Raw genomic sequence first — 26,066 nt, forward strand, 5'->3', positions numbered from 1 at the left:
TGGCGCCCGAGGACGTGCCCGAGTTCGACCACGAGCGGGCCGCGGCCGCGGTGCGCGAGCTCCTCGCCGCGATCGGGGAGGACCCCGACCGCGAGGGCCTGCGCGAGACGCCGGCCCGGGTCGCGCGGGCCTACGCCGAGCTCACCCAGGGCCTGCGCATGCGGGCCGAGGACGTGCTGACCACCACCTTCGACCTCGGCCACGACGAGCTCGTCCTGGTCCGCGACATCGAGCTGTGGTCGATGTGCGAGCACCACCTCGTGCCGTTCACCGGCGTGGCCCACGTCGGCTACATCCCGGCCGAGACCGGCAAGATCACGGGGCTGTCCAAGCTCGCCCGCCTGGTCGACGTCTACGCCAAGCGGCCCCAGGTGCAGGAGCGGCTCACCACCCAGGTCGCCGACTCCCTCATGGAGATCCTCGGCGCCCGCGGCGTGATCGTGGTGATCGAGGCCGAGCACCTCTGCATGACGATGCGCGGGGTGCGCAAGGCGGGCGCGCGCACCATCACCTCGGCGGTGCGGGGGTCGATGCTCACCAACCAGGCCACCCGCGCCGAGGCGATGGCGCTCATCCACTCAGGCACCAGGTGACCGGGGCGGCCTCCGCTCGTCTGCCCCGGGTGATGGGGATCGTCAACGTCACCCCTGACAGCTTCTCCGACGGTGGCCGCTACGACACCACCGAGACCGCGGTCGAGCACGGCCGCCGGCTGCTCGCCGAAGGTGCCGACATCCTCGACATCGGCGGCGAGTCCACCCGCCCCGGCGCCACCCGTCCGCTGGTCGCCGAGGAGCTCGGCCGGGTCGTCCCGGTGATCCGCGAGCTCGCCGCCGGGGGTGCCCTCGTGTCCGTCGACACGATGCGCGCCGAGGTGGCCGAGGCTGCGCTGACCGCCGGCGCGCGGATCGTCAACGACGTCTCCGGCGGCCTGGCCGACCCACGGATCCTCGACGTGGTCGCCGCCGCCGACGCCGACTACGTCGCGATGCACTGGCGGGCGCACGCCGACCGGATGCGCGACTTCACCGACTACTCCCCGGACGGCGTGGTCGAGACCGTGCGCCGCGAGCTGGGCGAGCGCCTCGACGCCGCCGTGGCCGCGGGTGTCCCGGTGGAGCGGGTCGTCCTCGACCCCGGGCTGGGCTTCGCCAAGGAGCCGCAGCACAACTGGGAGCTCCTCGGGCGGCTCGACGTCATCGCCGGCCTGGGCCGCCCGCTGCTGGTGGGCGCGAGCCGGAAGTCGTTCCTCGGCACGCTGCTGCGCCGCGACGGGGTCCCGCGGCCGGTCGGCGAGCGCGAGCACGCCCACGCCGCCCTCGTCGCGCTGCTGGCCGACCGCGGCGTCGACGTCCTGCGCGTGCACGACGTACGCGCCACCCGTGACGCGCTGGCCGTCGCCGCTGCGATGAAGGGACTGTCATGAGCACGCCACCCGTGACCGACGAGCTCGCCGTGACGGGCATCGAGTGCTGGGCGCACCACGGCGTCTTCGACTTCGAGAAGCGCGAGGGCCAGACCTTCGTGGTCGACCTCGTGCTGGGGATCGACACCCGTGGCGCGGCCGCGTCCGACGACCTCGCCGACACCGTCAACTACGGCTCGCTGACCACCGACGTGAAGGCCGCCGTCGAGCGCGATCCGGTCGACCTGATAGAAACCGTCGCTCAACGCATCGCCGATGTGTGCCTGTTGGACCGTCGTGTTGAATGGGCCCGGGTCACGCTGCACAAACCTGATGCGCCCATCGACGCGACGTACTCGGACGTCGCGCTGACGATCACCAGAACGCGAGGCAACGCTGATGACTGAGACCCCGAACCCCAACATCGTGGACACCGACTCCCTCACCGGGGAGATGCACCCGATCCGCCGGGTGGTGGTCGCGCTGGGCTCGAACCTCGGCGAGCGGCTCGCGTCGTTGCAGGGTGCCGTCGACGCGCTGCGCGACACCCCCGACTTCTTCGTCACCGGGGTCTCCCCGGTCTACGAGACCGACCCGGTCGACTCGCCCGAGGAGGCCGGACCGTTCCTCAACGCCGTCGTCCTCGCCGACACCACGCTCCCGGCGGCACGCCTGATGGAGCGCGCGCTGGCGATCGAGGACGCGTTCGAGCGCGAGCGCAGCGACATCCGCAACGCGCCCCGCACCCTCGACGTCGACCTGATCGTGGTCGGTGACCGCCGTTCCAACGAGGACTTCCTCCGGCTGCCGCACCCACGCGCCCACCAGCGTGCGTTCGTGCTGAAGCCCTGGCACGACCTCGAGCCCGACGCCGTCTTCCCCGAGCGCGGCCCGATCGCCGACCTGCTGGGGGAGACCGACGCCTCGGGTGTCCGCAAGCGCGAGGACCTCGCCCTCGAGGCCGAATGACCACTCCAGTGACCACCCGAGCGACCACCGCGCGGTGAGCGGGACCGACCCGGACGAGCCTCCCGAGCCGCGCGGGACCCTGCGCCCCACCTCGGCTGGCGCCCTGACGACCTGCGTCGTGCTCGGCCTGGTCGGCGGATGGGGCCTCCACCCCCTGATGTCCCGGCTCACCGGCAGTCCGCCGCTGGTCTCCTGGGCACAGGCGCTGGCGATGGTGCTGGTGGCCGCGATCATGGTGTTCCTCGCCTGGCAGACGTGGCAGACCGTCCAGGTGCGCGGCGAGCGGCTCGAGGTGCACCAGGCCGTCAACCGGCTCGTGCTCGCGCGTGCCTGCGCCCTCTGCGGTGCTCTCGTGGCCGCCGGCTACCTCGGCTACGCGATCAGCTGGCTGGGCGACGCGAGCGCGTACGCCGACCGCTGGATCCTCCGCTCGCTGGTGGCCGCCGCCGGGGCGGCCGTGGTGACGCTGGCCTCGCTCGCCCTGGAGCGTGCGTGTCGCACGGACGGCGGCGACCCCCGGCCCTAGTCTGACCCCATGCCTTCCCAGCAGCCCCAGCAGTCACAGGCGTCCCGGACGCCCGCCCGCCGGCGCCAGCGCAGCACGCGCCTGGTCGTCGCCGTCGCGCTCCTCGCCGCCGCCGCTGCGGTCGTGATCGGCGCCCTGGCCGCCTCGTCGGCCGGCCTGACCGCTGTCGCTGCGGTCCTCGCCGTGCTCGCCGGTGCCGCTGCCACCCGGATCACCCACTCCGAGCTGATGCAGACGCGCCGCGAGGCGGCTCGCGACCGCGCGGTCCAGGCGCAGGAGTACCGCGTCCTCACCGAGCAGCGCACAGCCGAGTCGGCGGCCTTCGCCGCCGACATGCGCCGCAAGATCGAGGAGCGCGAGCACGCCATCGACGTCCTCGAGCGCGCCCTCTCCAGCGCCCAGAAGAACGCCGCCCAGCAGACCCTCAAGCGCGGTCAGGAGGCGCGCCGCGCCGATGCCGCCGAGCGTGGCCGTGACGACGCCGAGGGCCGCGCTGCCGAGGCGATCGTCCAGGTCGCCGAGCTCGAGGCCGAGATCGACGTGCTGCGCGCTGAGCTCGACTCCCTGCGGGTGGCCGCAGCCCGCAGCGCGCACAGGAGCGCCTGAGCACGTCCCGCGCCGCTCGAGAGCGACGTACGTCACCCGTCCGGACAGCCGTCCGGGCGGGTGTCGCGCGTGTGGGGAAGAATGAGGGCCCGTGATCCCCGAGGACAACAGGTTCGAGAGCGACCCCACCGATGCGCTGCCCGACGACCCGGGACTTCCCGAGGGCTGGGCGGTGGGCACCCCCGACGGCGCCGATGCCGCGACGGTCGAGCGGCTCACCGAGCTGCTGCGCGCGCACGAGCGCGCCGGTCGTGGCTGGGCCGGCTCGGGTGAGGACGAGGTGCTCGTCGAGGTCTCCGAGCGCGGGCTGGCGATGCGCGAGAACCTCGTCGTCCGCGATCCCGACGGCCGGATCCAGGCGTGGGGGAGCGTGCACGACCGTGCCGAGGGCCGGATGCTCTTCGTGCACATCGTCGACCGCACCATCGACGAGCGGCTCGCCGACCGCTGCAGCGGCGTGCTCTTCGAGTGGGCCGAGGCGCAGGCCCGTGCCGTGGGCGCCGCCCGCGGTCTCGCCGTGCAGCAGATCGACACCGGCTCCTTCGCCGAGGACGAGCGCCAGCACGGGTGGCTCGCCGATGCGGGCTTCGAGCGGGTCCGGACCTGGTGGCAGATGAGTCGCTCGGTGCAGGCCGAGGAGGCCGAGCTGGTGCCTGACCCGGAGCGCTGGGAGCGCAAGGGTGTGGTGTTCCGGCTGGTCGAGCGCTCCGGTGACGGCATGCCCGACGAGGCCGACCTGCGGGCCGTCCACGACGTGCTCGAGGGCGCGTTCACCGACCACTTCAACTCGACCGAGGAGACCTTCCAGGAGTTCATCCACCGGCTCCGCGAGGACCCCGGCCACCGGTGGGACCACTGGTGGATCGCCGAGATCGTCGACGGTGAGGGAGAAGGGGAGCCAGAGCCCGCCGGTGCCCTCGTCGGCACGGTCAGCGAGTCGCCCAACGGCCCCGATGGGTCGTACGTCTCCTACCTCGGCGTCCTGGAGTCGGCCCGCGGCCGCGGGGTCGCCACCGGGCTGCTCCGCACGATCGTCGCCGACGCTGCCGCCCGCGGTCGGGACCGCGTCGGCCTCGAGGTCGACGCCGACTCACCCACGGGTGCCGACGGCCTCTACGTCTCGATGGGCTGGGGCACCAAGTACGTCACCGAGTCCTGGCACAAGGACGTCGACGTCCACTGAGCCGGTAGTCCCCTACGTTTCGAACGGCCGGCGCGAGGTAGTCCCCTACGTTCTGCACACGTCGTGAGCGTCCGTGGCGTCCACAACGTAGGGGACTACCCCGCGAGGCAGCACCACGGAGGTGCAGAACGTAGGGGACTACATCAGCGCAGCGACTGACGGAGCGCGCGGTGCACACCGGCGGGCGTGAGCACGCCGACGAACTGCGCGCCGCGCCGCACGCCGATCATCGGCTTGTCGTCGCGCAGCATGGCGGCGAGGGCCTCCTCCAGCGAGGAGTCGAGGTCGATCGCCGCGCCCAGGTCGCCGGTGGCGACGCCGTCGAGGGGCTCGAGGTGCTCCTCGCGCAGCCGGGTCACGGTCAGGGTGCGCAGGCCGCCCGCCCCGACGAAGTCGGCGACCTGCTCGTCGGCCGGGTGGGCGAGCAGCTCGCCGGGGGTGGCGTACTGGGCGAGGCGGCCGCCGGCGGCGAAGACCGCGACGCGGTCGCCCATCCGGATCGCCTCGTCGATGTCGTGGGTCACCAGCACCACGGTCTTGCCGAGCTCGTCCTGGAGCCGGCGGAACTCGTCCTGGAGGCGACCGCGCACGATCGGGTCGACCGCGCCGAAGGGCTCGTCCATCAGCAGGACGGGCGGGTTGGCCGCCAGCGCCCGGGCCACCCCGACGCGCTGGCGCTGCCCGCCGGAGAGCTCGTGGGGGTACTTCCTGGCGTACTGCTCGGGCTCGAGGCCGACGGTGTGGAGCAGCTCGTGGGCGCGCTCGCGCGCGGTGGCCTTCGACTCGCCGTAGAGCAGCGGGACGGTCATCACGTTCTGCTCGATGCGCTGGTGCGGGAAGAGCCCGATCTGCTGGATGACGTAGCCGATGCCGCGCCGGAGCTCGACCGGGTCGGCGTCGGTGACGTCCTGCCCGTCGAGCCAGATCCGCCCGGTCGTGGGCTCGATCAACCGGTTGATCATCTTGAGCGTGGTGGACTTGCCACAACCCGACGGCCCGACCAGGCAGACCATCTCGCCACGGGCGACGTCGAGGTCGAGCTCGTGGACGGCCACGGTGCCGTCGGGGTAGGTCTTGCCCACGCCCTCGAGCCGGATCATCGCCTCGTCGCCCGAGTCCCCGCTCCGTGTAGCGTCCATGCGGTGACCTTACTGGGAGCCGCGGACGACCCGAGCTGCTACAGCCGCCTGGTCAACGACTGGGTCTGCATGGACTACGTCTCCGACCGCCAGCAGGAGATCGTGGACGCGACGCTCGAGCACCTCCAGATCACCGTGGTCTCCGTGGTGCTCGGCCTGCTGATCGCCTTCCCCCTCGCCCTGCTCGCCCGACGCCTGCCCAGGCTGGAGTCGGCGATCCTGGCGATCACCACCGGCATCTACACCGTGCCGTCGCTCGCCCTCTTCCCGCTGCTGGTGCCCTTCACCGGCCTGACCGCGACGACGGTGATCATCGGGCTCGCGCTCTACGCCCTGACGATCCTCGTGCGCAGCATCCTCGAGGGCCTGCGCTCGGTGCCCGAGGAGGTGCGCGAGTCGGCCACCGGCCTCGGCTACGGCCGCGGCCAGCTGCTCCTCAAGGCCGAGCTCCCGCTGGCGCTGCCGGTCATCATGGCAGGGCTGCGCGTGGCGACGGTGTCGACCGTCGCCCTGACGACGGTCGGCTCGCTGGTCGCCTACGGCGGCCTCGGCAACCTGATCAAGGACGGCGTGCTCACCAACTTCCGCGCCGAGCTCTTCACCGCCTCGGTGCTGTGCGTCGTGCTCGCCGTGCTCCTCGACGTCGTGCTCGTGCTGCTGCAACGCTTCCTCACCCCCTGGACGAGGGGGGCACGAGCATGACGGTCTTCGGGGACATGTGGGCCTACCTCACGGAGGCCTCGAACTGGACGGGCGGCGACGGCATCGCCGCGCTGCTGGGCCAGCAGCTGCTGCTGACCGTGACCGCCCTGCTGATGGCGATGGCCGTCGGACTCCCGGTCGCGCTGTGGCTCGGCCACCTCGGCAGGGGCGGCTTCCTCGCCATCAACATCTCCAACGTCGGTCGCGCCATCCCGACCTTCGCACTCCTCGCGCTGCTCGTCGTCGCGCCGTGGCCCGGCACCGACGAGCTGGGCCCCTACGGCCGCGCCGGGCTCGCGACGCTGATCGCGCTCACCCTCTTCGCGCTGCCACCGATCATCACCAACTCCTACGTCGCCATGCGCGAGGTGGCGCCGGAGGTGCGGGAGGCGGCCCGGGGCATGGGGATGACGGGTGTCCAGCAGTTCTGGCGGGTCGAGCTGCCGCTCGGGCTGCCGCTCGTCGTCTCCGGTCTGCGGCTCGCGCTGGTGCAGGTGTGGGCGACCGCGACGATCGCGGCGCTGGTCGCCGGCCCCGGGCTGGGCCAGATCATCACCGACGGGTTCTTCAGGTCCAACTACGGCAAGGGGATCGCGGGCGCACTGGTGGTGGCAGCGGTCGCGCTGGTCCTCGAGCTGTTCGCCGCGATGGTGCAGCGCGCGGTGGACACCACGCGGCGGGGCACACCTGCGGGTGGTCACACTGATGCGTTGTCGGTGTCCGGCGCTACGGTGGAACCGCCCGCCGAATCCCTCGGCTGACGCCGCACATCCGGACACGCGCAGCAGCCGCTGCGGGACACAGAAGGAACACCATGCACATCGTCCGTTCGCTCGCGGTGGTTCTCGCCGCCAGCGCCCTCGCCCTCACCGGTTGCGCCGGTGACGACCTCGCCAGCGACAACGCCTCCGACGACTCCAGCGCCTCCGGTGGCGGTGACAAGGGCTCGGTGACCATCGCCGGCCAGAACTTCCCCGAGGCCACCCTCGTCGCCTCGATGTACGAGCAGCTGCTGGAGGACGCCGGCTACACGGTGGACACCAAGCTGGTCGACTCGCGCGACGCCTACATGCCCACCTTCCCCGGCGACGTCGACATCGTCCCCGAATACGTCGGCGGCATCGTCAACTTCCTCAACACCCAGGCCAACGGCGACAAGGCCGAGCCCTTCGAGGCCGGCGACGGCCAGCAGCTCGCCGACGACGGTGCCAGCCTGCTGGAGGACGCCGGGATCGAGCTGCTCGACATCTCGCCGGCCACCGACACCAACGCCTTCTTCGTCACCCAGGACTACTCCGACTCCGAGGGCGTCACGAAGCTCTCCGACCTCGAGGGCACGAGCGTCGTGCTCGCCGCGGCGCCCGACTGCGAGGGTCGCCTCGACTGCGAGGGCGGTCTCTCCGACGACTACGGCATCGACGTGACCAAGGTGCTCGAGCTGGGCTACGCCTCCGACCAGACCTACCAGTCCGTGATCAGCGGTGAGTCCCAGCTGGGCGAGACCTCGACCACCGACGGCACCCTGGAGTCCCAGGGTCTCGTGGTGCTCGAGGACGACAAGGCCATCCAGCCCGCCCAGAACCTCGTCCCGGCGGTCTCTGCCGACTTCCTCGCCGAGCACGAGGACGTCGCCGACGTCCTCAACCCGCTCATGGCCGCCCTCACCACGGAGAACCTCACCGAGATGAACGGCAAGATGGCCGTCGACCGGGCCAAGCCCGAGGACGTCGCCAAGGAGTTCCTCGAGTCCGAGGGCCTGCTGGGCTGAGCCACGGCCTCAGCACTCGCTGGTTGAGGTGCGAGGAGCGCCAGCGACGAGCCTCGAAACCACTCGTTGACGGGTGTGGTTTCGAGGCTCGCTGCGCTCGCACCTCAACCACCGAGAGAGGTCGGTCAGACCTCGTGGTCCCCGAGGATCAACGCCTCTGGGGCGACGGTCGTCTCGTCGAGCACCGACGGGGGGATCGCCAGGCGCCAGGTGCCGGTCGCGATGTCCTGGGCGCGGGGCGCCGGGCCGTCGAGGCCGGCGCACCACTCCATCAGCGCGGTGACGTCGGCCCGCCTGTCCTCCGCCACCAGCCAGCCGGCGAGCCGGTGCACCGGTGGCAGCCCGCTGTCCACGAGGCGCGTGCCCCAGAGCTCGAGGACGCCCGAGCGCAGCAGCCGCCACCACTCCGGCGTGCACCCCGGGACGAGCAGGAAGTAGCGCCACAGGTCGCCTGCGAGCACGCGGTCGACGAAGACCCGCTCGACTTCGGCATCGCCGTGCGCGCGCACCGAGGCCAGTGACATCCGCTTCGTCTCCCACCGGTCGGCGAGGTCCTGCACGGACGCCGCCCGGGTCTGGGTGATCGAGCCCTCGCGGATCCGCCAGTGGTAGACCACCTCGTCGAGGACGTCGAAGCGGCCGTCGAGGAAGGCGCGGGTGGTCGTGGGCTGGTCCTCGTAGCGGATGCCCTCCGGCCAGGCCAGGCCCGCGGCGTCCCAGAAGGAGCGCCGCCACACCTTGTTCCACGCGAACACGTCGCCGAGGACCTCGGGCCGGTCCTCGACCCGGGCGCCGCGAAGAGGCCGGTGCAGCCGGCGCATCCACGGCGGCTCGACGAGCTCGCCCGCCTCCCAGCGCACGATCGAGCCCGTGGCGAAGTCCGAGCCCGACTCGCGCAGCGCCCCGAGCAGGTCGGCGTACGCCGTCGGGGGAAGGACGTCGTCGGAGTCGACGAAGGCGAGGAAGTCCCCGCGCACGTGTCGTACGCCGAGGTTGCGGGCGGCGCCCAGGCCGCCGTTCACCGAGTGCACCACCTGGATCCGGGTGTCGCGCCGCGCCCACTCGTCGGCGATCGCGCCGGTGCGGTCGGTCGAGCCGTCGTCGACGATGACCGCCTCCCACCGGGTGTGCGTCTGGGCGAGCAGCGATCGGACGCAGTCGTCGAGGTAGTCCTCCACGCCCCACGCCGGGATCACCACGCCGAGGAGGGGAGCCCGCGAGAAGAGCCTCATGTCGCCGGACCCTAGGACATTCGGGCACGTGCGCCAGCGCCGGTAGGCTGCCCGCCGTGACCGAGCAGCCCAGAGCGATCGACGAGATGAACCCCGACGGCGTCCCGCGGAAGGTCCTCTTCGTCGCCGGCGCCGGGCGCAGCGGCACCAGCACGCTCGCCGGCATCGTCTCCAGGCTCGGCATGCACGTCCCGCTCCCCGAGGTGCCGCCGGACGACTCCAACCCGCGCGGCTTCAGCGAGCCGCAGTGGGTCGTCGACGTCCACGACGAGTGGCTGGCCGAGGCCCTCGTGCAGGTCAGCGACGCGCGGCCGACCGCGTGGTTCGACACCGGTCGCATCTGCAGCCGCGAGCCCGCCCGGATCCGGGTCAGCGAGTGGCTCGAGCCGCACTTCGCCGAGCACCCCGAGCTGGTGATCAAGGACCCGCGGTTGAGCTGGTTCATCGGCCTGTGGCGCGTCGCCGCGATCCGCACCGGCGCCACCCCCGTCTTCGCGACGATGCTGCGCCCGCCTGCCGAGGTCGTCGGCTCCAAGCAGAAGTACTACGCCAACAAGCTCGGCTCCTCGCACCTGGCCGCCAGCTGGGTCAACATGCTGCTCCACACCGAGCGCGCCACCCGCCCGGCGGAGGGCGACGGCGGCCGCGTGTTCGTCCGCTACGAGGACCTGCTGACCGACTGGGTCAAGACCACGACCGCGCTCGGCCACGCGCTCGACCTCCAGACGATCATCCACACGCGCAGCGACCAGATCCGCGAGGTCCACCGCTTCATCGACCCGAACCTGCGCCGCGTCACCGCGACCCTCGACGACCTCGGGCTGCCCCGGCGCCTGCATGACCTCACCGCCCAGACGTGGGAGGAGCTCAACAACCTCGCCGACGAGGGCGGCGACACCACGCAGGCCCACGCGACATTCGACCAGCTCCGCCAGGAGTACGTCGACCTCTACGAGGAGGCCGAGGCGATCAGTCGCTCCACCGCGGAGCACGCGCGCCACCAGGCCCGTCGCCGGGCCCGCGCCGAGGCCGCCACCGAGCAGCGCTCGCTGGCCGACCGGGTGCCGCACGACGTACGCGCCGCGATCCCGCCGTCCGTGCGCCGCGGGGTGCGCAAGGCGCTCGGTCGCAGTCGTGGACCGGGGGCAGGGGACGAGCAGTGACAGTCCCCATCGGCGCCGGTCACGGGCTGACCAACCTCGAGGGCCACGAGGACTTCGACATCGTCTGGCCCTGGAACCAGCCCGGCGGGCTGCGCCGCGGTGCCACCGCCGTGCTGCGTGTGAAGAACGAGGCGCCCGGCCTGCGCTTCGTGCTGCCGCCGCTGCTGCGGGCGTGCGACCACGTGCTGCTGGTCGACAACGGCTCGGACGACGGCACGGGCGAGGAGGCGCTGGGCGTCGCTGCCGAGCACGGCCTGTCCGACCGGTTCACGCTGAAGGAGTACCCCTTCGAGGTGGCGCGTGCCGGTGCCGAGCACCTGGCCGTCAACGAGCGGTCCGTGCACTCCCTGGCCTACTTCTACAACTGGTGCTTCTCCCACGTCCGCACCCGCTACTCCTGGAAGTGGGACGGCGACATGGTCCTCACCACCGAGGGCGAGGTGTCGATGGCCGACCTGTCGTGGCAGGTCGGGATGGCCGAGGCCGTGATCCGGTTCCCGCGCCACGGGCTCTACATCGAGTCGGACCGCAAGGCCTACCTCGACCTCGGGCTGCGCAACATCGAGGAGTGGGGCTTCCCGATGAGCCCCGACTACGTCTACACGAAGGCCCCGGAGTGGGAGATCCGCACGACTCCCGAGCGGATCGAGATGTTCGCGCTGCCCCAGGGGCTGTGCGTCGAGCTCAAGTGGCTCGACGGCGACGAGTTCGCCCACTGGACCAACCCGGAGTCCTTCGCGACGTCCATCCGCAACCGGCGCAAGCGGCGCGAGTGGCTCGTCTGGAACGCGCTGCACGACGGCGAGGTGCCCGAGGGCGTCGTCGAGATCGAGTCGCCCGAGGGCGTCCACGTGGTCGACCACGTCACGCACACCTGGCTGCCGCGCGCGCCGCGGCCCTTCGTCGTCGACGACCCCGACCACGCCAAGCTGCACCTGCGCGCTTGAGCGCACGAACGCCGATCGGTTACCGACGGGTAGCGAATTCGGTGGTCCTCGTCACGTGACCCATCCGTTCCCACCGCGGAATCCGCAGGCGTAGGCTCGATGTTGATCGCAGTAGATCGGTACCCGCGAGGGACTGAAACGAAGAGGTCAACCACATGACGTACGACCCCACCTTCCGCGTGGGCGTGATCGGAGCCGGCCGCGTCGGCGCCGTCCTCGCCGCCGCGCTCCGCCGGGCAGGCCACGAGATCGTCGCCACCGCCGGTGAGTCCGACGCCTCCCGCGGTCGCATCGAGGCCCTCCTGCCGGGGGTCCTGGTCGCGAAGCCGACCGACGTGGCGCGCGCCAGCGAGCTGCTCCTCCTGACGGTCCCCGACGACATGCTGTCCAACGTCGTCACGGTGCTCAGCAACAGTGGTGCCATCCACGAGGGCCAGGTCGTGGTGCACACCAGCGGCCGCCACGGGCTGGCCGTCCTCGAGCCGGCCCGCGCTGTCGGTGCCCGCACGATCGCGATGCACCCCGCGATGACCTTCACCGGCACCGAGGTCGACCTGCCGCGCCTGACCGGGTGCGTCTTCGGCATCACCGCGGAGGACGGCGACCGCGCGCTCACCGAGGCCCTCGTCGCCGACCTCGGCGGCCGCCCGATGTGGGTCCCCGAGGACCGCCGCACGATGTACCACGCCGGCCTTGCGCACGGCGCCAACCACCTGGTCACCCTGATCACCGAGGCGATGGAGATCCTGTCCGCCGCCGGGGCGGACGACCCGGCGGCGACCCTGCGCCCGCTGCTGACGGCTGCGCTCGACAACGCCCTCGAGCACGGCGACGCGGCGCTGACCGGCCCCATCGTCCGCGGCGACGTCGAGACCGTGCGGGCCCACGTGACCGACCTGGTCGCCACCGCGCCGCAGACCCTCCCGTCCTACGTCGCCATGGCGCGCGCCACGCTCGACCGCGCGGTCACCGACGGTCGCGTGCTGCCGATCCGGGCCACCAAGATGCTGCAGGTCCTCGACGCCGCGGAGGCGTCCGTCCCCCTCCACCGGCAGCCCCGATGACCTCGAGCCCCGTCCTCGCGAGCACCCGCGAGGAACTGGCCGTCCTGCTCGCCGACGCCCGGCGCGGCGGCGCCCCGATCGCCTTCGTGCCCACCATGGGCGCGCTCCACGACGGCCACGCCAGCCTGATGCGCGTGGCCCGAGCGGCCACGGACGGCCCGGTCGTGGTCAGCATCTTCGTCAACCCGATGCAGTTCGGCGCGGGAGAGGACCTCGACCGCTATCCGCGCACCCTCGACGCCGACCTCGAGGTCTGCGCCGCCGAGGGCGTCGACGTGGTCTTCGCGCCGAGCGTGGAGGAGATGTACCCCGGCGGGTTCAGCCACGAGTCCGTCCACGAGGGCGTCACGGTCGCCCCCGGCGCGCTCGCCACCATCCTCGACGGCGAGTCGCGGCCCGGGCACTTCGACGGCGTCCTCACCGTCGTCGCCAAGCTCTTCGGCCTGGTCCGCCCGGACGTCGCCGTCTTCGGGCAGAAGGACTACCAGCAGCTCACCCTGATCCGGCGGATGGTGCGCGACCTCTGCCTGGGCATCGAGGTGGTCGGCGCGGAGACCGTGCGTGAGGCCGACGGTCTCGCCCTGTCCAGCCGCAACCGCTACCTCGACACCGCGCAGCGCCGGGCGGCAGTGGCGCTGAGCCGCGCCCTGCGGGCCGCGCAGGACCGGGCGGCGTACGGCGTCCCTGCTGCCCGCTGGGCGGCGATGGCGGTGCTCAAGGACGAGCCGGGCGTCGAGCTCGACTACCTCGCCCTCACCTCGACCGACCTCGGCGAGGCCCCCGAGGTGGGCGAGGGCCGGATCCTCGTGGCCGCGCGCGTCGGCAGCACGCGGCTCATTGACAACATGCCGATCGTCTTCGACCGGATCACCCCAGACTTGATGACGGCGGGGACCGCACCTGCGGCCTCGACCACCTCGGAAGGAAACAGCTGATGTTGCGCACCATGATGAAGTCCAAGATCCACCGGGCGACCGTGACCCAGGCCGACCTGCACTACGTCGGGTCGGTGACCGTCGACGAGGACCTCCTCGACGCCGCCGACCTGCTCGCCGGCGAGCTGGTGCACATCGTCGACGTGACCAACGGCGCCCGCCTCGAGACCTACACGATCGCCGGCGAGCGCGGCTCGGGCGTGATCGGCATCAACGGCGCGGCCGCCCGCCTGGTCCACCCCGGCGACACCGTCATCCTGATCGGCTACGGCCAGATGGACACCGCGGAGGCCAAGGAGCACCAGCCGCACGTGGTGTTCGTCGACACCGACAACAAGATCATGGCCACCGGCTACGACCCCGCCGAGACGTTCGGCGACAAGGCGCTGACGCGCGGCGACCTCGTCGATCGCTAACCTGCGCGGATGACTGCTCACCGGCCGGTCCCGGGACGACTCCGAGCGCCGGCACCCGGGTGGACCACCCGGGCCGACGTCGTCGTGGTGGGCTCCGGCATCGCCGGGCTCACCGCGGCGCTGCGGATCCACGCCGCCGACCCGACGCTCCACCTGACCGTCGTCACCAAGGACGTGCTGGCCGCCGGCTCGACCCAGTGGGCGCAGGGCGGGATCGCCGCGGCCCTCGGACCCGGTGACACCCCCGAGCAGCACGAGCACGACACGCTCGTCGCGGGCGCCGGCGCCTGCGACGTCGACGCCGTACGCGCGCTGGTGACAGAGGGCCCCGACGCGGTCCGCGAGCTGATCGCGCTGGGCACCCAGTTCGACCACCACCCGGACGGCGAGCTGTCGCTGACCCGCGAGGGTGGCCACCACCGCGACCGGATCGCGCACGCCGGTGGCGACGCGACCGGTGCCGAGATCCAGCGTGCCCTGATCGCCGCCGTCGAGCGGGCGCCGGAGATCGAGGTGATCCAGCACGCGCTCGCCGTCGACCTGCTGCTGGCCGCCGACGGTGCTGTCGCCGGGCTGACGCTCCACGTGCTCGGCGAGGGCCAGCACGACGGCGTGGGCGCGGTCCATTGCCGTGCGGTGGTGTTGGCGTCCGGCGGGCTGGGCCAGGTCTTCAGCCAGTCGACCAACCCCAGCGTCTCCACCGGCGACGGCATGGCGGTGGCGCTCCGCGCGGGTGCGCGCCTGCGCGACATGGAGTTCGTCCAGTTCCACCCGACCGTGATGTGGCTCGGGCCCGACTCCCAGGGCCAGCAACCGCTGATCTCCGAGGCGGTCCGCGGCGAGGGGGCGTTCCTCGTCGACGACGAGGGCCGCCACTTCATGCAGGGCGAGCACCCGCTCGCCGACCTGGCGCCGCGCGACGTGGTCGCCAAGGCGATCACCCGTCGGATGATCGAGACCGGCAAGCCGCACATGTGGCTCGACGCCCGCCACCTCGGTCCGGCGTTCTGGGAGAAGCGGTTCCCGACCATCCTGCGGGTCTGCCGCGAGCACGGCGTCGACCCGGTCACCGAGCTCATCCCCGTCGCCCCGGCCCAGCACTACGCCTCGGGCGGGGTGGCCACCGACCTCTGGGGACGCACGAGCGTCCCGGGCCTCTACGCCACCGGCGAGGTCGCCTGCTCCGGCGTGCACGGCGCCAACCGCCTCGCCTCGAACTCGCTGCTGGAGGGCCTGGTGTTCTCCCGCAGGATCGCCGAGGTGCTGCCCGGCGAGCTCCGGGCGTGGGCGGAGCCCACGGTCGACTCGCGTCCCGAGGGACTCGTCGACGGCGAGCGCCGCCGCCCCGTGCAGGAGGCGATGACCTCCCGGGTCGGCGTGCTGCGGAACGCCACCGGTCTGGCCGAGGCGCTCGACCTCCTCGGCACCCTCGACCCCGGCGACCCCGAGGTCGAGCCGGCGGCATGGGAGACCACCAACCTGCTGGCGATCAGCACCGCGCTGGCCGCGGCCGCGGCCCTGCGCACCGAGACCCGCGGGTCCCACTGGCGCGAGGACTTCCCCGACCGCGACGACACCAGGGCCGGTCACATCGACTCCTGGCTCGACGACGGCACGATCCGGGTCGAGTGGACCCCGGCGCCCTCGACCGACCCCTCGACGACTCCGGCGGTGACGGCATGACGAGCCTCGAGGACGTACCCCTCGAGCTCCGCGAGGAGCTGGTCGCCGCCGGCCTCGACCTCGACCACGTGTGGGATCTGATCGCGCGAGCGGTGCGCGAGGACCTGCCCGACGTGGCGATGGACGACCCGACCAGCAGCGCGACGATCGCGCCGGACGCGCACGGCGAGGCCGTGTTCGCCGCCCGCGAGCCCGGGGTGGTCGCCGGGCTCGGCGTCGCGGCCGTCACCTTCTTCATGCTCGGCGCCGACGCTACGGTCACCGACCGGGTCGCCGACGGCACCCGCGTCGGGCGGGGCGACGTCGTCATGCGGATCACCGGGCTGACCCAGCGGATGCTGGTCGCCGAGCGCACCGCCCTGAACCTCGCCTCGCACCTCTCCGGCATCGCGACCGCCACCTCCCGCTGGGTCGACGCGCTCGCGGGCTCGCCCACTCGCGTGCTCGACACCCGCAAGACGCTGCCCGGGCTGCGCGAGCTCCAGAAGTACGCCGTCCGCTGCGGCGGGGGGGTGAACCACCGCACCAGCCTCCAGGACATGGCGATGGTGAAGGACAACCACGTGGTCGCCGCCGGTGGCGTGCTGCCGGCGCTCGAGGCCATCCGCGCCCGGCACCCCGGGCTGCCCGTCGAGGTCGAGGTGACGACGCTCGACCAGCTCGAGGAGCTGCTCGCGCTGCCCGAGCCGCCGGAGCGGGTGCTGTTGGACAACATGACCGACGAGCTGATGGCGGAGGCGGTGCGGCGTACGGCCGGCCGGGTGCCGCTCGAGGCCAGCGGCGGGATCACCCTCGAGCGCGCCGCGCGCATCGGCGCCACGGGAGTCGACTTCGTCTCGGTCGGGGCGCTCACCCACTCCGTCACGGTCTTCGACCTCGGCATGGACTTGACCGCCCCACGACGTTCTTCTCCTCCGCTTCGCTCCCCCGAACAACGCCGCGGGGACCCCGGACTCCGATGAAGGTGTTCAGATGACTCTTCTCGCCGCCGACATCGGCAACAGCCACACCTTCATCGGGCTGCTCGACGGGGCCGAGGTCACCGCGCACTGGCGGGTCAACACCGACGAGCGCCGCACCGCCGACGAGTGGTCGGTGCTGATCCGCGGGCTCCTCGGCGAGCTGGTCGCCGACGTCGACGGCGTCGCCGTGTGCGCGACGGTGCCGGCCGTGCTGCACGAGTGGCGCGAGATGCTCGAGAGCCACTTCGGCGACGTCACCGCGATCGTGGTCGAGCCCGGAGTGAAGACGGGCATCCCGGTGCTGATGGACAACCCGCGCGAGGTCGGCTCCGACCGGATCGTGAACTCGCTCGCGGCCGCGACGCTGCACGGCGGGCCCGCGATCGTGGTCGACTTCGGCACCGCGACGACGTTCGACGTGGTCAACGCCAAGGGCCAGTACGTCGGCGGCGCCATCTCGCCCGGCATCGAGATCTCGCTCGAGGCACTCGGTCGCCGGGGCGCCCAGCTGCGCAAGGTCGAGCTCGCCCGCCCGCGCTCGGTGATCGCCAAGAACACCGTCGAGGCGCTGCAGAGCGGCATGGTCTTCGGCGTCGCGGCACAGGTCGAGGGGCTGGTCGCGCGGATGATCGCCGAGCTCGGCGTGCCGGCCGAGGACGTCACCGTCATCGCCACCGGCCACCTGGCGCCGCTGCTCGTCGACGACTGCGGCTGCTTCACGGTGCACTCGCCCTGGTTGACCCTCCAGGGACTGCGGCTCGTGTTCGAGCGCAACCAAACGCCCTCTGCGTGAGTCTCAGGGTCGAGCCGGGCCGCGGGGGCCCGCCGTCCGAGGGGGACACATGGTCATCCAGCACTCGACGCGGCCGCTCGTGGCGGCCTCCCTCGCCGCGGGGCTGGTAGCGGCGCTGACCGCTCCGCCGAGCACCGCGGCACCCGCCGCCGGCGACGACGTACCACTCGCGCGGGTCGCCGACGTCCGCCCGGGGCCGGCGGGAAGCGACCCGAGCCGGATCACGCCCTTCGCGGGCGGCGTCTACTTCGTCGCCGACGACGGCGCGCACGGTCCTCGCGTCTGGCGCTCGAGCGGCACCGCTGCCGGTACGACGATCGTGTCGGCCGCCGCGGCCGTCACCGCGGCCTCGGAGCTCGCGGTGGTCGGCTCCACGCTGTTCTTCACCGCCGGGGACCAGCTGTGGCGCTCGGACGGCACCGAGGCGGGGACCCAGCTGGTCATGGACCTCGGCACGACCGACGTCCCGCTCACGCAGCTGACGGTGGCTGGCAACCTCGTCTGGTTCCTCGGCGACGACGGCGCGAGCGGCCAGGAGCTGTGGCGCTCCGACGGCACGGCGGCCGGGACCGCCCGGCTGACGAACCGCCCGCCGGGTGCCGACGCGAAGCCGCTGGACAACCTCACCGCGGTCGGGTCGTCGCTCTGGTTCACCGGCAGCGACGGCACCGACATCGTCTCGGAGGTGTGGCGCTCGGACGGCACTGCGGCCGGGACTGCGCCGCTCACGAAGCTCCGCACGTTCTTCGACACCTATCCCGCCGTGCTGACCCCGGCCGGCGGCCACGTCTACTTCGTGCTGGGCGGCGGCTCCGAGGGCCGCGACGTCTTCCGCATCGCCACCGGTGGGACGAGCGCCGAGCTCGTCTTCGGCGACGAGTCCGCCTACGTCCACGAGCTCCGGGCGGACGGGGACAGGATCTACCTCTCGAGCTACGACGCCGCGAGCCGCCGCAACGAGCTGTGGCTCTCCGACGGCACGCCTGCCGGGTCGCAGCGCCTGGCCGACCTGCCCACCGAGGCGGGCGACTACCCGTCGGACCACGCGCAGGACCTCACCATGGTCGACCGGACGCTCTTCTTCACCCACGTCGACGAGGAGCACGGCCCCGAGCTGTGGCGGAGCAACGGCACGCGCTCGGGAACCCGTCGGCTGACCGACCTGCCGACGCGGCTCCTCCGGAGCCGCCCCGCCGAGCTCACCGCGAGTGGGGGACGGCTCTGGTTCGTCGCCGACGAGGGTCGTGGCCCCGAGCTGTGGGTCTCCGACGGCACGACGCGCGGCACCCACCCGGTCGACGACACCCGCCGGGGCCGGGCCGGGTCCGTCCCGACCGGTCTCACGGACGCGGACGGGATGCTGTTCATGGGTCTCGACGACGGCGTCTCCGGGCGCGAGCTGTGGGCGACGCAGGTCGACACGGCGGTCGCTCGCCCACGCGTCCGCGCGCCGAGGGCGCAGCACGTCGGCCCCGGGACCTGGTCGGTCCGGGTGCGTGCAGGTGCGGGGGAGTGGGTCGGGTCCACCGCCCGCGGCCGCGTCCGGCTGCCCGGTGCCCGCACGCCGGTCGCGCTCTCGACCGCGCGCGTGACGACGTACGCCGGCCGCACCGCGGTGCTGCGGCTGGCGATCCCGCAGAGGGCCCGCCGGGCCGTGGCGCGGGCGACCGGGAATTCGCGGACAAAGGCCGTCGCAAAGCTCGTCGTGACGCTGCGCGACTCCTCAGGTAATACGAAGAAGGTGGTGCGCACAATTCGGTTGTCATGAAATACCTGACGCCATTTCACAAACGGGCCGGAATTGTCTCGACGGACTTCTTCCACGATGATCACCGGTGTTCATCACCCCTGAATTGAAATGAGTGACGAAATGGCACAGAAGGTCAACATCGTTCTCGTGGACGACCTCGACGGAACCGAGGCGACGGAGACCGTCTCCTTCGGTCTCGACGGGACGACCTACGAGATCGACCTCAACGACGCCAACGCCTCGGCGCTGCGCGAGGCGATGAGCGGCTACGTCGGCCACGCCCGCAAGGTGACCGGCGGGACGCGGCGGGGACGCAAGTCCTCGGCGGGCTCGTCCTCGAACAGCAGCTCCAACACCAAGGACGTCCGCGAGTGGGCCAAGGCCCAGGGCATGGAGGTCTCCGAGCGCGGCCGCATCTCCGCGGACGTGCAGCAGGCCTACGACGCCGCTCACTGACGCACGCGTGGTCCGGCGCCTCGGGCGCCGGACCACACCACACACATCAACGGGGGAACAACGGACATGAAGCACTCTCGCCGACTCATCGGCGCACTCACCACGCTCGCAGCCCTGGCCGGTGCCGGCCTCGCCACCCTGCCGGCGGAGGCCGCAGCCCTGCCCATCCGCACCGTCGAGGTGGCCTACGGCGACGGGCCGGTCACCCAGGCGAGCTGGGACGAGCCGATCGACCTCGTCTTCCGGGGCGAGAAGGGCGACCAGGTCGGCCTCCAGGCCCGCCTGTGGCCGACGCCGATGACGGCATGCGAGTACCTGACGCTCACCGGCCCGTCCGGCGAGGTCACCCAGCGCATGTCGCGGTTCTGGACCCTGCCGAAGGACGGCCGCTACACCCTGTCCTACAGCCAGGACTGCGTGCTCTTCGCAGGCAACGACCCGCAGGCGCGCCGCGACGAGGCGCAGCTCCAGCTGATGAAGCTGCGTGTCCACGACGCCCGACCGGGACGGCGTACGACGCTGGCCCACGAGACGGGCTACATCGACGCGCTCCGGGTGGTGCTCCGCAAGGGCCAGGGCCCCCTCACCCTCCCTGCGCGGCGGTGGGACGGCGTCGTGACGCCGGTCGCCCAGGAGGAGCCACGCCCCTTCGCGTGGGGCGTCTACGACTTCAACGACTCCGAGCCCCGATCGTTCACGTTCACCCGCAAGGCGCGCATCGACGAGGTCCGGGTGGGCCTGGGACGACCGTTCCTCTTCTACCGGATGGACTCCAAGACCTCGGTCGTGCTCCGCAACGGCCGCTCCTGACGCACGGTCCCTGCACCACTGTCCTGGCACGGAGTCGTTCGCTGTGAGCGGACGCTCTCGTGTGTGCGGCGGGAACACGTAGGCTGAGGTCGGGCGTTGAGCCCAGTGTTCGCACCCCGGCGCCCGCGTCGGCCCCGCGGACCACGCAGACCTAGAGGAGCGCACATGTTCGAGCGGTTCACCGACCGAGCCCGGCGAGTTGTCGTGCTGGCCCAGGAAGAGGCCCGCATGCTCTCCCACAACTACATCGGGACCGAGCACATCCTGCTCGGCCTCATCCATGAGGGTGAAGGCGTCGCCGCCAAGGCGCTGGAGTCCCTCGACATCTCCCTGGAGGCCGTGCGCGCCCAGGTGGAGGAGATCATCGGCCAGGGCCAGCAGGCCCCGTCCGGCCACATCCCGTTCACGCCGCGCGCCAAGAAGGTGCTCGAGCTCTCCCTGCGCGAGGCGCTCCAGCTCGGCCACTCCTACATCGGCACCGAGCACATCCTGCTCGGCCTGATCCGCGAGGGCGAGGGCGTCGCGGCCCAGGTCCTGCAGAAGCTCGGCGCCGACCTCAACCGGGTCCGCCAGCAGGTCATCCAGCTGCTCAGCGGCTTCCAGGGCAAGGAGTCGGCCACGGCCGGCGCCCAGACCTCCGGGTCCGGTGGCGAGGCGCCGTCGAGCTCGCTGGTCCTCGACCAGTTCGGGCAGAACCTCACGCAGGCCGCCCGCGAGGGCAAGCTCGACCCGGTGATCGGTCGCGAGCAGGAGATCGAGCGCGTGATGCAGATCCTGTCGCGCCGCACGAAGAACAACCCGGTCCTCATCGGTGAGCCCGGCGTCGGCAAGACCACCATCGTGGCCGGCCTGGCGCAGGACATCGTCAAGGGCAACGTGCCCGAGACGCTGAAGGACAAGCAGATCTACACGCTCGACCTCGGCGCCCTGGTCGCCGGCTCGCGCTACCGCGGTGACTTCGAGGAGCGCCTGAAGAAGGTGCTCAAGGAGATCCGCACCCGCGGCGACATCGTGCTGTTCATCGACGAGATCCACACGCTCGTCGGCGCCGGTGCGGCCGAGGGCGCGATCGACGCCGCCAGCATCCTCAAGCCGATGCTGGCCCGCGGCGAGCTGCAGACCATCGGTGCCACCACGCTCGACGAGTACCGCAAGTACCTCGAGAAGGACGCCGCGCTCGAGCGCCGCTTCCAGCCGATCCAGGTGCAGGAGCCCTCGATCGCGCACACCATCGAGATGCTGAAGGGCCTTCGCGACCGCTACGAGGCCCACCACCGCGTCACCATCACCGACGAGGCCCTGGTCTCCGCGGCGACGCTGGCCGACCGCTACATCTCCGACCGGTTCCTGCCGGACAAGGCCATCGACCTCATCGACGAGGCCGGTTCGCGACTGCGCATCCGCCGGATGACCGCGCCGCCGGACCTGCGCGAGTACGACGACAAGATCGCCGACGTGCGGCAGCGCAAGGAGGCCGCGATCGACGGGCAGGACTTCGAGGCCGCGGCCCGCCTGCGCGACGAGGAGAAGCAGCTCACCGCCCGCCGTGCCGAGCGCGAGAAGCAGTGGCGCGCCGGCGACCTCGACGAGATCGCCGAGGTCGACGAGGAGCTCATCGCCGAGGTGCTGGCCGTCGCGACCGGCATCCCGATCGTGAAGCTGTCCGAGGAGGAGTCCACCCGTCTGCTCAAGATGGAGGACGAGCTGCACAAGCGGGTCATCGGCCAGGAGGAGGCCGTCAAGGCGCTCAGCCGGGCGATCCGTCGTACGCGTGCGGGCCTCAAGGACCCGAAGCGCCCCGGTGGCTCGTTCATCTTCGCCGGCCCGTCCGGTGTCGGCAAGACGTGGCTGTCCAAGACGCTCGCCGAGTTCCTCTTCGGTGACGAGGACGCGCTGATCCAGCTCGACATGAGCGAGTTCTCCGAGAAGCACACCGTGTCGCGCCTGTTCGGCTCGCCGCCCGGATACGTCGGCTACGAAGAGGGTGGCCAGCTCACCGAGAAGGTGCGGCGCAAGCCGTTCTCGGTGGTGCTCTTCGACGAGGTCGAGAAGGCCCACCCCGACATCTTCAACAGCCTGCTGCAGATCCTCGAGGAGGGTCGCCTGACCGATTCGCAGGGTCGGGTGGTCGACTTCAAGAACACCGTGATCATCATGACCACGAACCTCGGCACGCGCGACATCTCCAAGAGCGTCAACCTCGGCTTCGGCCAGACCGGCGATGCCGCGGGCTCCTACGAGCGGATGAAGAGCAAGGTGTCGGAGGAGCTCAAGCAGCACTTCCGTCCCGAGTTCCTCAACCGTGTCGACGAGATCGTCGTGTTCCCGCCGCTGTCGCAGGAGCAGATCGTCGCGATGGTCGACAACATGGTCGCCGCCGTCGAGCTGCGCATGAAGGACCGCGACATGTCGCTCGAGCTCACCCAGCCCGCCAAGGCGCTGCTGGCCGAGCGCGGCTTCGACCCGGTGCTCGGTGCCCGACCGCTGCGCCGCACGATCCAGCGCGAGATCGAGGACGTGCTCGCCGAGAAGATGCTCTTCGGTGAGGTCGGCCCCGGCCAGATCGTGCTGGTGGACATCGAGGGCGAGGGGCCGGAGGCGAAGTTCACCTTCAGGGGCCAGAAGAACTCCGCGGTCCCCGACCTTCCGCCGTTCGAGACCGCCGACCTCGCGCTCGAGCCGCAGCGTGACGACGAGGGCAACCTCGAGGGCCCGGACGACTCCGAGGGCCCGGTCGACGTCCCGCGCGACTCGGCCTGACCGTCCCCGACCGGCCCGCCGGTCACCCGATCACCCCGGGAGCGCCCAGCGCCCCGGGGTGATCTGCGTCAGGAGGCCGTCGGCGACCAGGCCCGCGAGGCAGCGCTCCAGCTGCTCGCGCCCGGGCCATGCCGCCTCGACCTGCGCCCCGGTCACCACGTCGTGGTCCCGGGCGAGCGCCATGATGCGGCCGCGGCACTGCCGGTCGGTGCCGGCCCACGCCTGTCCGCGGCGGGGCGGGCCGTCGTACGCCGGGAAGCCGGCGCGGCGCCACCGGCAGAGCTCGGCGATGGGGCAGCGGTCGCAGGACGGCTGGCGCGCCGTGCAGACCAGGGCCCCGAGCTCCATCGTCGCCACCGCCCACGTCGCCGCCGTGGTCGGGGCGTCGGGCAGGAGGCTGGTGGCCAGGTCGCGTTCGGCCCGGGTCACCCCCACCGCGGGGAGCTCGTCGCCCGCCACCGCCCGGGCCAGGACGCGCCGCACGTTGGTGTCGAGCACGACGTGCCTGCGGCCGAAGGCGAAGCTGGCGATGGCCGCCGCCGTGTAGTCGCCGACGCCGGGCAGCGCCAGGAGGTCGTCGTACGACGACGGGACCTCGCGGTCGTGGCGCTCGACGATCGCCGTCGCCGCGGCGTGCAGCCGAAGGGCGCGCCGCGGGTAGCCGAGCCGCCCCCACATGCGGACCGCCTCGCCCGTGGGGTCGGCGGCGAGGTCGGCCGGCGTCGGCCAGCGGTCCAGCCAGGCCGCGTGCATCGGCAGCACCCGCGCGACGGGCGTCTGCTGGAGCATGAACTCGCTGACCATCACCGACCACGGCGTCGCGTCGACGCCACGCCAGGGCAGCTCGCGCGCGTGGTCGTCGTACCAGTCGAGCACGGCGACGTGCAGCGCGTCGGGGGAGGGGGCGTCCATCGCGGGTGATCGTAGGTGAGCCGGTGCGCCTCCGCCGAGACGGGCCGCTCGCTCCCTACCCTGAGCCCATGGCGACGACAGTGCGACCGCGGGGGCCGCTGCCGGCCCGGGTCTACTGGACCCGGCGCATCATCGTCCTCGGTGTCCCGCTGTTGCTGGTCCTCGTGCTGGCGCGCGTGCTGGGCGGTTCGTCCGACGCCAAGGACGCCAGCGACGGCGCCGCCACCCAGGCGGGCGCCACGATCGCGACCTCCCAGGCGCCGATCGCCGGACCGACGGTCGATCCCGGCGCCACCGGCAAGAAGGGCAAGGGCAAGAGGGGCAGGAAGAACCAGGAGACGGTTCCCCCCGAGCCCGTCCTGGCCGAGCCCACGGGGCCCTGCGCCGACTCCGACATCGTCGCGACGCCGGCCATCACCTCTGCGGCGGGCGGCGCCGACGTACCGATCACGATCAACCTCCGCACCATCGCCGCCGAGGCGTGCACGTGGCAGGCCTCTCCGGAGACCATGACCGTGACGATCACCAGCGGCAGCGACTTCATCTGGAGCTCGCAGCAGTGCCCGACGGCGATCCCGGTGCAGGACGTCGTCGTCCGCCAGGCCGTCGACACCCCGGTCGTGGTGACCTGGAAGGACGCCAAGCGCTCCGACGAGACCTGCTCGGGTCGTACGGACTGGGCGCGCCTGGGCTTCTACCACGTCGAGGCGGCCGCCCTGGGCGGCGACGGCACCGACGTCCAGTTCGAGCTGGTGGCACCGACGCCGGCCGTCGTCACCGAGACCGCCGAGCCTGAGCAGGGCGGCAAGGCCGGCAAGGGTGGCAAGAAGGGCGCCGGCGGCGACACCTCGCACACGCCCGGCGAGGACGGCACGGGCAACTCCCAGGGCTGAGCCTCGCGTTCGGGTCCTTCGGCCCTGTCGGGTGCCGCTGGTGCGCAGGATGCTGGAGGCGTCACAGGAGGTGTGTCATGAGGACCCTCGAGAGGCGGGGCGTCCTTCCCGGTGCCGCCGTCGCCGGGACCGTCACGCTGGTGCTGGGCACCCTGTTCACGCTCGCCGTCGCGTACGCCTACGCGCTGAGCGTCCAGGGCGGCGTCGACCCGCCCGACTGGGCTCGTGTCGTCGGGCTGGTCTGGCTCCCGGTCGGGCTCCTCGGCGTCCCGATCGGCTGGAACTGGTCGCGCGGTGGGGCGCACGAGGGCCGCGCCGAGATCGGGGTGGTCGTCGCCCTGGTCGGCGCGCTCGCCTTTGTCGTGCTCGTCGTGGCGCTGGGGTGATCGACATGACTGTCACCGACGTACGCCACGGTGGCGCAGCCGCCGACGTGCGGCGCGCGTGGTGGTCGCTGCTGGCCTTCCTGCCCGCGTTCGGCCTCGCCTTCGCGGTCGGCGAGGGGCTCGCCGCCGCTCTCGGCTACCCGCCGGGCGGTGCGGACCAGGCGCCGTGGTGGGTGATGGTGGTCGCAACCGTGCCCGCGCTCGTGGTCTTCGTGGTGCCGGCGGTCCTCTCCTGGCACTTCGGACGCCGGGCGATGGCGCTGGGCGACCCGCGCGGGCGCTACCCCGTCGTCGTCGCCCTCGTCGTCGCTGGCGGGTTCGTGCTGCTCAACCTCGTCTCCGGAGTCGCCGTCCTGGTCTCGGGCTGACGGCCTCCGCGCACGTGCGGCGGTCCTTGCCTCTGGCGGAGAGACCCGGGGCGAGAAGTCGGACACGTGTGGCGGTCTTGGCCCCTGGTGGAGGGCGTACGCGCACGTGCGGCGGTTGTGGCCCTTGCCTGAGCAATCGGGGCCCCTGGTGGAGGGCGTACGCGCACGTGCGGCGGTTGTGGCCCTTGCCTGAGCAATCGGGGGGCGAGAAGTCGGACACGTGTGGCGGTTGTGGCCC

The 26,066-nt window shown here is 72.2% G+C and carries 28 protein-coding genes; 25 read left to right on the forward strand and 3 right to left on the reverse strand.

Features of this window, described 5'->3' with window-relative positions; all coding sequences use genetic code 11:
- Positions 1-14 precede the first annotated feature (14 nt).
- The 7 genes from folE (at position 15) to ASC64_RS08045 (ending at position 4,689) form a co-directional block, all read left to right on the forward strand.
- Positions 15-593 (forward strand): GTP cyclohydrolase I FolE, encoded by a 579-nt coding sequence (gene folE / locus ASC64_RS08015; RefSeq protein ID WP_248809643.1) that lies wholly within the window; start codon positions 15-17, stop codon positions 591-593.
- A gap of 32 nt (positions 594-625) precedes the next feature.
- Complete coding sequence (gene folP, locus ASC64_RS08020; RefSeq protein ID WP_056907017.1) at positions 626-1,426, forward strand: dihydropteroate synthase; 801 nt, start codon at positions 626-628, stop codon at positions 1,424-1,426.
- The gene (gene folB, locus ASC64_RS08025) at positions 1,423-1,812 is read left to right on the forward strand and encodes a dihydroneopterin aldolase (RefSeq protein ID WP_056907018.1); all 390 of its coding nucleotides are present in this window, start codon (positions 1,423-1,425) and stop codon (positions 1,810-1,812) included. Before folP ends, folB begins: the two co-directional genes overlap by 4 nt.
- On the forward strand, positions 1,805-2,374 hold the full coding sequence (folK, locus tag ASC64_RS08030) for a 2-amino-4-hydroxy-6-hydroxymethyldihydropteridine diphosphokinase (protein WP_056907019.1): 570 nt from the start codon (positions 1,805-1,807) through the stop codon (positions 2,372-2,374). Before folB ends, folK begins: the two co-directional genes overlap by 8 nt.
- Before the next feature lie 34 nt (positions 2,375-2,408).
- Entirely contained in the window at positions 2,409-2,900 is a 492-nt protein-coding gene (locus tag ASC64_RS08035) for a DUF3180 domain-containing protein (RefSeq protein WP_056907020.1), read from the forward strand.
- A gap of 9 nt (positions 2,901-2,909) precedes the next feature.
- The gene (locus ASC64_RS08040) at positions 2,910-3,506 is read left to right on the forward strand and encodes a hypothetical protein (protein ID WP_056907021.1); all 597 of its coding nucleotides are present in this window, start codon (positions 2,910-2,912) and stop codon (positions 3,504-3,506) included.
- 91 nt (positions 3,507-3,597) lie between these two features.
- Entirely contained in the window at positions 3,598-4,689 is a 1,092-nt protein-coding gene (locus tag ASC64_RS08045; RefSeq protein ID WP_156385087.1) for a GNAT family N-acetyltransferase, read from the forward strand.
- A gap of 143 nt (positions 4,690-4,832) precedes the next feature.
- On the opposite strand, the gene ASC64_RS08050 is transcribed toward ASC64_RS08045, so the two are convergent.
- Positions 4,833-5,828 (reverse strand): ABC transporter ATP-binding protein, encoded by a 996-nt coding sequence (locus tag ASC64_RS08050; protein ID WP_056907022.1) that lies wholly within the window; start codon positions 5,826-5,828, stop codon positions 4,833-4,835.
- Between the two features lie 3 nt (positions 5,829-5,831).
- Between ASC64_RS08050 and ASC64_RS08055 the strand changes: the two genes are divergently transcribed.
- The 3 genes from ASC64_RS08055 to ASC64_RS08065 are packed head-to-tail and all read left to right on the forward strand — an operon-like array spanning position 5,832 to position 8,298.
- Positions 5,832-6,530, forward strand: a complete 699-nt coding sequence (locus ASC64_RS08055; RefSeq protein WP_200937524.1) for an ABC transporter permease — start codon at positions 5,832-5,834, stop codon at positions 6,528-6,530.
- Complete coding sequence (locus ASC64_RS08060) at positions 6,527-7,291, forward strand: ABC transporter permease (protein WP_056907024.1); 765 nt, start codon at positions 6,527-6,529, stop codon at positions 7,289-7,291. Before ASC64_RS08055 ends, ASC64_RS08060 begins: the two co-directional genes overlap by 4 nt.
- Positions 7,292-7,344: 53 nt before the next feature.
- A complete protein-coding gene (locus tag ASC64_RS08065) occupies positions 7,345-8,298 on the forward strand; it encodes an ABC transporter substrate-binding protein (RefSeq protein ID WP_056907025.1) in 954 nt (317 codons plus the stop codon).
- A gap of 125 nt (positions 8,299-8,423) precedes the next feature.
- On the opposite strand, the gene ASC64_RS08070 is transcribed toward ASC64_RS08065, so the two are convergent.
- Entirely contained in the window at positions 8,424-9,530 is a 1,107-nt protein-coding gene (locus tag ASC64_RS08070) for a glycosyltransferase family 2 protein (protein WP_056907026.1), read from the reverse strand.
- A gap of 56 nt (positions 9,531-9,586) precedes the next feature.
- Between ASC64_RS08070 and ASC64_RS08075 the strand changes: the two genes are divergently transcribed.
- The 12 genes from ASC64_RS08075 (at position 9,587) to ASC64_RS08130 (ending at position 23,269) form a co-directional block, all read left to right on the forward strand.
- Positions 9,587-10,693: a sulfotransferase family protein gene (locus tag ASC64_RS08075; protein ID WP_056907027.1), complete on the forward strand. Its 1,107-nt coding sequence runs from the start codon at positions 9,587-9,589 to the stop codon at positions 10,691-10,693.
- The gene (locus tag ASC64_RS08080; RefSeq protein ID WP_056907028.1) at positions 10,690-11,640 is read left to right on the forward strand and encodes a glycosyltransferase; all 951 of its coding nucleotides are present in this window, start codon (positions 10,690-10,692) and stop codon (positions 11,638-11,640) included. The genes ASC64_RS08075 and ASC64_RS08080 overlap by 4 nt, the downstream gene beginning before the upstream one ends.
- A gap of 155 nt (positions 11,641-11,795) precedes the next feature.
- Positions 11,796-12,704, forward strand: coding sequence for a Rossmann-like and DUF2520 domain-containing protein (locus ASC64_RS08085; protein ID WP_056907029.1), 909 nt, complete (start codon positions 11,796-11,798; stop codon positions 12,702-12,704).
- A complete protein-coding gene (gene panC, locus ASC64_RS08090; RefSeq protein ID WP_082550296.1) occupies positions 12,701-13,639 on the forward strand; it encodes a pantoate--beta-alanine ligase in 939 nt (312 codons plus the stop codon). The genes ASC64_RS08085 and panC overlap by 4 nt, the downstream gene beginning before the upstream one ends.
- Entirely contained in the window at positions 13,639-14,055 is a 417-nt protein-coding gene (gene panD, locus ASC64_RS08095) for an aspartate 1-decarboxylase (protein ID WP_056907030.1), read from the forward strand. Before panC ends, panD begins: the two co-directional genes overlap by 1 nt.
- Before the next feature lie 9 nt (positions 14,056-14,064).
- The gene (locus ASC64_RS08100; protein ID WP_056907031.1) at positions 14,065-15,738 is read left to right on the forward strand and encodes an L-aspartate oxidase; all 1,674 of its coding nucleotides are present in this window, start codon (positions 14,065-14,067) and stop codon (positions 15,736-15,738) included.
- A complete protein-coding gene (gene nadC / locus ASC64_RS08105) occupies positions 15,735-16,700 on the forward strand; it encodes a carboxylating nicotinate-nucleotide diphosphorylase (protein ID WP_056907228.1) in 966 nt (321 codons plus the stop codon). The genes ASC64_RS08100 and nadC overlap by 4 nt, the downstream gene beginning before the upstream one ends.
- Positions 16,701-16,710: 10 nt before the next feature.
- Complete coding sequence (locus tag ASC64_RS08110) at positions 16,711-17,493, forward strand: type III pantothenate kinase (protein ID WP_056907032.1); 783 nt, start codon at positions 16,711-16,713, stop codon at positions 17,491-17,493.
- A 49-nt stretch (positions 17,494-17,542) separates the two neighbouring features.
- Positions 17,543-19,261 carry a hypothetical protein gene (locus tag ASC64_RS08115; protein ID WP_056907033.1) on the forward strand — a complete coding sequence of 573 codons (1,719 nt, stop codon included), beginning with the start codon at positions 17,543-17,545 and terminating at the stop codon, positions 19,259-19,261.
- Between the two features lie 102 nt (positions 19,262-19,363).
- Positions 19,364-19,699 (forward strand): histone-like nucleoid-structuring protein Lsr2, encoded by a 336-nt coding sequence (locus ASC64_RS08120; RefSeq protein ID WP_056907034.1) that lies wholly within the window; start codon positions 19,364-19,366, stop codon positions 19,697-19,699.
- Between the two features lie 66 nt (positions 19,700-19,765).
- A complete protein-coding gene (locus ASC64_RS08125) occupies positions 19,766-20,509 on the forward strand; it encodes a hypothetical protein (protein ID WP_056907035.1) in 744 nt (247 codons plus the stop codon).
- 165 nt (positions 20,510-20,674) lie between these two features.
- Positions 20,675-23,269, forward strand: coding sequence for an ATP-dependent Clp protease ATP-binding subunit (locus ASC64_RS08130; protein ID WP_056907036.1), 2,595 nt, complete (start codon positions 20,675-20,677; stop codon positions 23,267-23,269).
- 30 nt (positions 23,270-23,299) lie between these two features.
- Here ASC64_RS08130 and ASC64_RS08135 read toward each other — a convergent pair whose 3' ends face one another.
- The gene (locus ASC64_RS08135; RefSeq protein ID WP_056907037.1) at positions 23,300-24,181 is read right to left on the reverse strand and encodes an A/G-specific adenine glycosylase; all 882 of its coding nucleotides are present in this window, start codon (positions 24,179-24,181) and stop codon (positions 23,300-23,302) included.
- Between the two features lie 68 nt (positions 24,182-24,249).
- Between ASC64_RS08135 and ASC64_RS21970 the strand changes: the two genes are divergently transcribed.
- The 3 genes from ASC64_RS21970 to ASC64_RS08150 all read left to right on the forward strand — a co-directional run bounded on the left by ASC64_RS21970 (position 24,250) and on the right by ASC64_RS08150 (position 25,828).
- Entirely contained in the window at positions 24,250-25,074 is an 825-nt protein-coding gene (locus ASC64_RS21970; protein ID WP_156385088.1) for a hypothetical protein, read from the forward strand.
- Positions 25,075-25,151: 77 nt separating this feature from the next.
- Complete coding sequence (locus tag ASC64_RS08145; protein WP_056907039.1) at positions 25,152-25,460, forward strand: hypothetical protein; 309 nt, start codon at positions 25,152-25,154, stop codon at positions 25,458-25,460.
- 5 nt (positions 25,461-25,465) lie between these two features.
- A complete protein-coding gene (locus ASC64_RS08150) occupies positions 25,466-25,828 on the forward strand; it encodes a hypothetical protein (RefSeq protein ID WP_156385089.1) in 363 nt (120 codons plus the stop codon).
- Positions 25,829-26,066: the final 238 nt, after the last annotated feature.

Origin of the sequence: Nocardioides sp. Root122, assembly GCF_001425025.1 — a bacterium.
GTDB lineage: Bacteria > Actinomycetota > Actinomycetes > Propionibacteriales > Nocardioidaceae > Nocardioides.

Bases quoted from the DNA above. Each gene is read 5' to 3' on its own strand.
- ASC64_RS08125 (WP_056907035.1), top strand. From the start codon at position 19,766: ATGAAGCACTCTCGCCGACTCATCGGCGCACTCACCACGCTCGCAGCC.
- panD (WP_056907030.1), top strand. From the start codon at position 13,639: ATGTTGCGCACCATGATGAAGTCCAAGATCCACCGGGCGACCGTGACC.
- ASC64_RS21970 (WP_156385088.1), top strand. From the start codon at position 24,250: ATGGCGACGACAGTGCGACCGCGGGGGCCGCTGCCGGCCCGGGTCTAC.
- ASC64_RS08115 (WP_056907033.1), top strand. From the start codon at position 17,543: ATGGTCATCCAGCACTCGACGCGGCCGCTCGTGGCGGCCTCCCTCGCC.
- ASC64_RS08050 (WP_056907022.1), bottom strand. From the start codon at position 5,828: ATGGACGCTACACGGAGCGGGGACTCGGGCGACGAGGCGATGATCCGG.
- folK (WP_056907019.1), top strand. From the start codon at position 1,805: ATGACTGAGACCCCGAACCCCAACATCGTGGACACCGACTCCCTCACC.
- ASC64_RS08130 (WP_056907036.1), top strand. From the start codon at position 20,675: ATGTTCGAGCGGTTCACCGACCGAGCCCGGCGAGTTGTCGTGCTGGCC.
- ASC64_RS08110 (WP_056907032.1), top strand. From the start codon at position 16,711: ATGACTCTTCTCGCCGCCGACATCGGCAACAGCCACACCTTCATCGGG.
- ASC64_RS08040 (WP_056907021.1), top strand. From the start codon at position 2,910: ATGCCTTCCCAGCAGCCCCAGCAGTCACAGGCGTCCCGGACGCCCGCC.
- nadC (WP_056907228.1), top strand. From the start codon at position 15,735: ATGACGAGCCTCGAGGACGTACCCCTCGAGCTCCGCGAGGAGCTGGTC.
- ASC64_RS08135 (WP_056907037.1), bottom strand. From the start codon at position 24,181: ATGGACGCCCCCTCCCCCGACGCGCTGCACGTCGCCGTGCTCGACTGG.
- ASC64_RS08120 (WP_056907034.1), top strand. From the start codon at position 19,364: ATGGCACAGAAGGTCAACATCGTTCTCGTGGACGACCTCGACGGAACC.
- folP (WP_056907017.1), top strand. From the start codon at position 626: ATGGGGATCGTCAACGTCACCCCTGACAGCTTCTCCGACGGTGGCCGC.
- ASC64_RS08070 (WP_056907026.1), bottom strand. From the start codon at position 9,530: ATGAGGCTCTTCTCGCGGGCTCCCCTCCTCGGCGTGGTGATCCCGGCG.
- ASC64_RS08150 (WP_156385089.1), top strand. From the start codon at position 25,466: ATGACTGTCACCGACGTACGCCACGGTGGCGCAGCCGCCGACGTGCGG.
- panC (WP_082550296.1), top strand. From the start codon at position 12,701: ATGACCTCGAGCCCCGTCCTCGCGAGCACCCGCGAGGAACTGGCCGTC.
- ASC64_RS08060 (WP_056907024.1), top strand. From the start codon at position 6,527: ATGACGGTCTTCGGGGACATGTGGGCCTACCTCACGGAGGCCTCGAAC.
- ASC64_RS08100 (WP_056907031.1), top strand. From the start codon at position 14,065: ATGACTGCTCACCGGCCGGTCCCGGGACGACTCCGAGCGCCGGCACCC.
- ASC64_RS08065 (WP_056907025.1), top strand. From the start codon at position 7,345: ATGCACATCGTCCGTTCGCTCGCGGTGGTTCTCGCCGCCAGCGCCCTC.
- ASC64_RS08085 (WP_056907029.1), top strand. From the start codon at position 11,796: ATGACGTACGACCCCACCTTCCGCGTGGGCGTGATCGGAGCCGGCCGC.
- folB (WP_056907018.1), top strand. From the start codon at position 1,423: ATGAGCACGCCACCCGTGACCGACGAGCTCGCCGTGACGGGCATCGAG.
- ASC64_RS08145 (WP_056907039.1), top strand. From the start codon at position 25,152: ATGAGGACCCTCGAGAGGCGGGGCGTCCTTCCCGGTGCCGCCGTCGCC.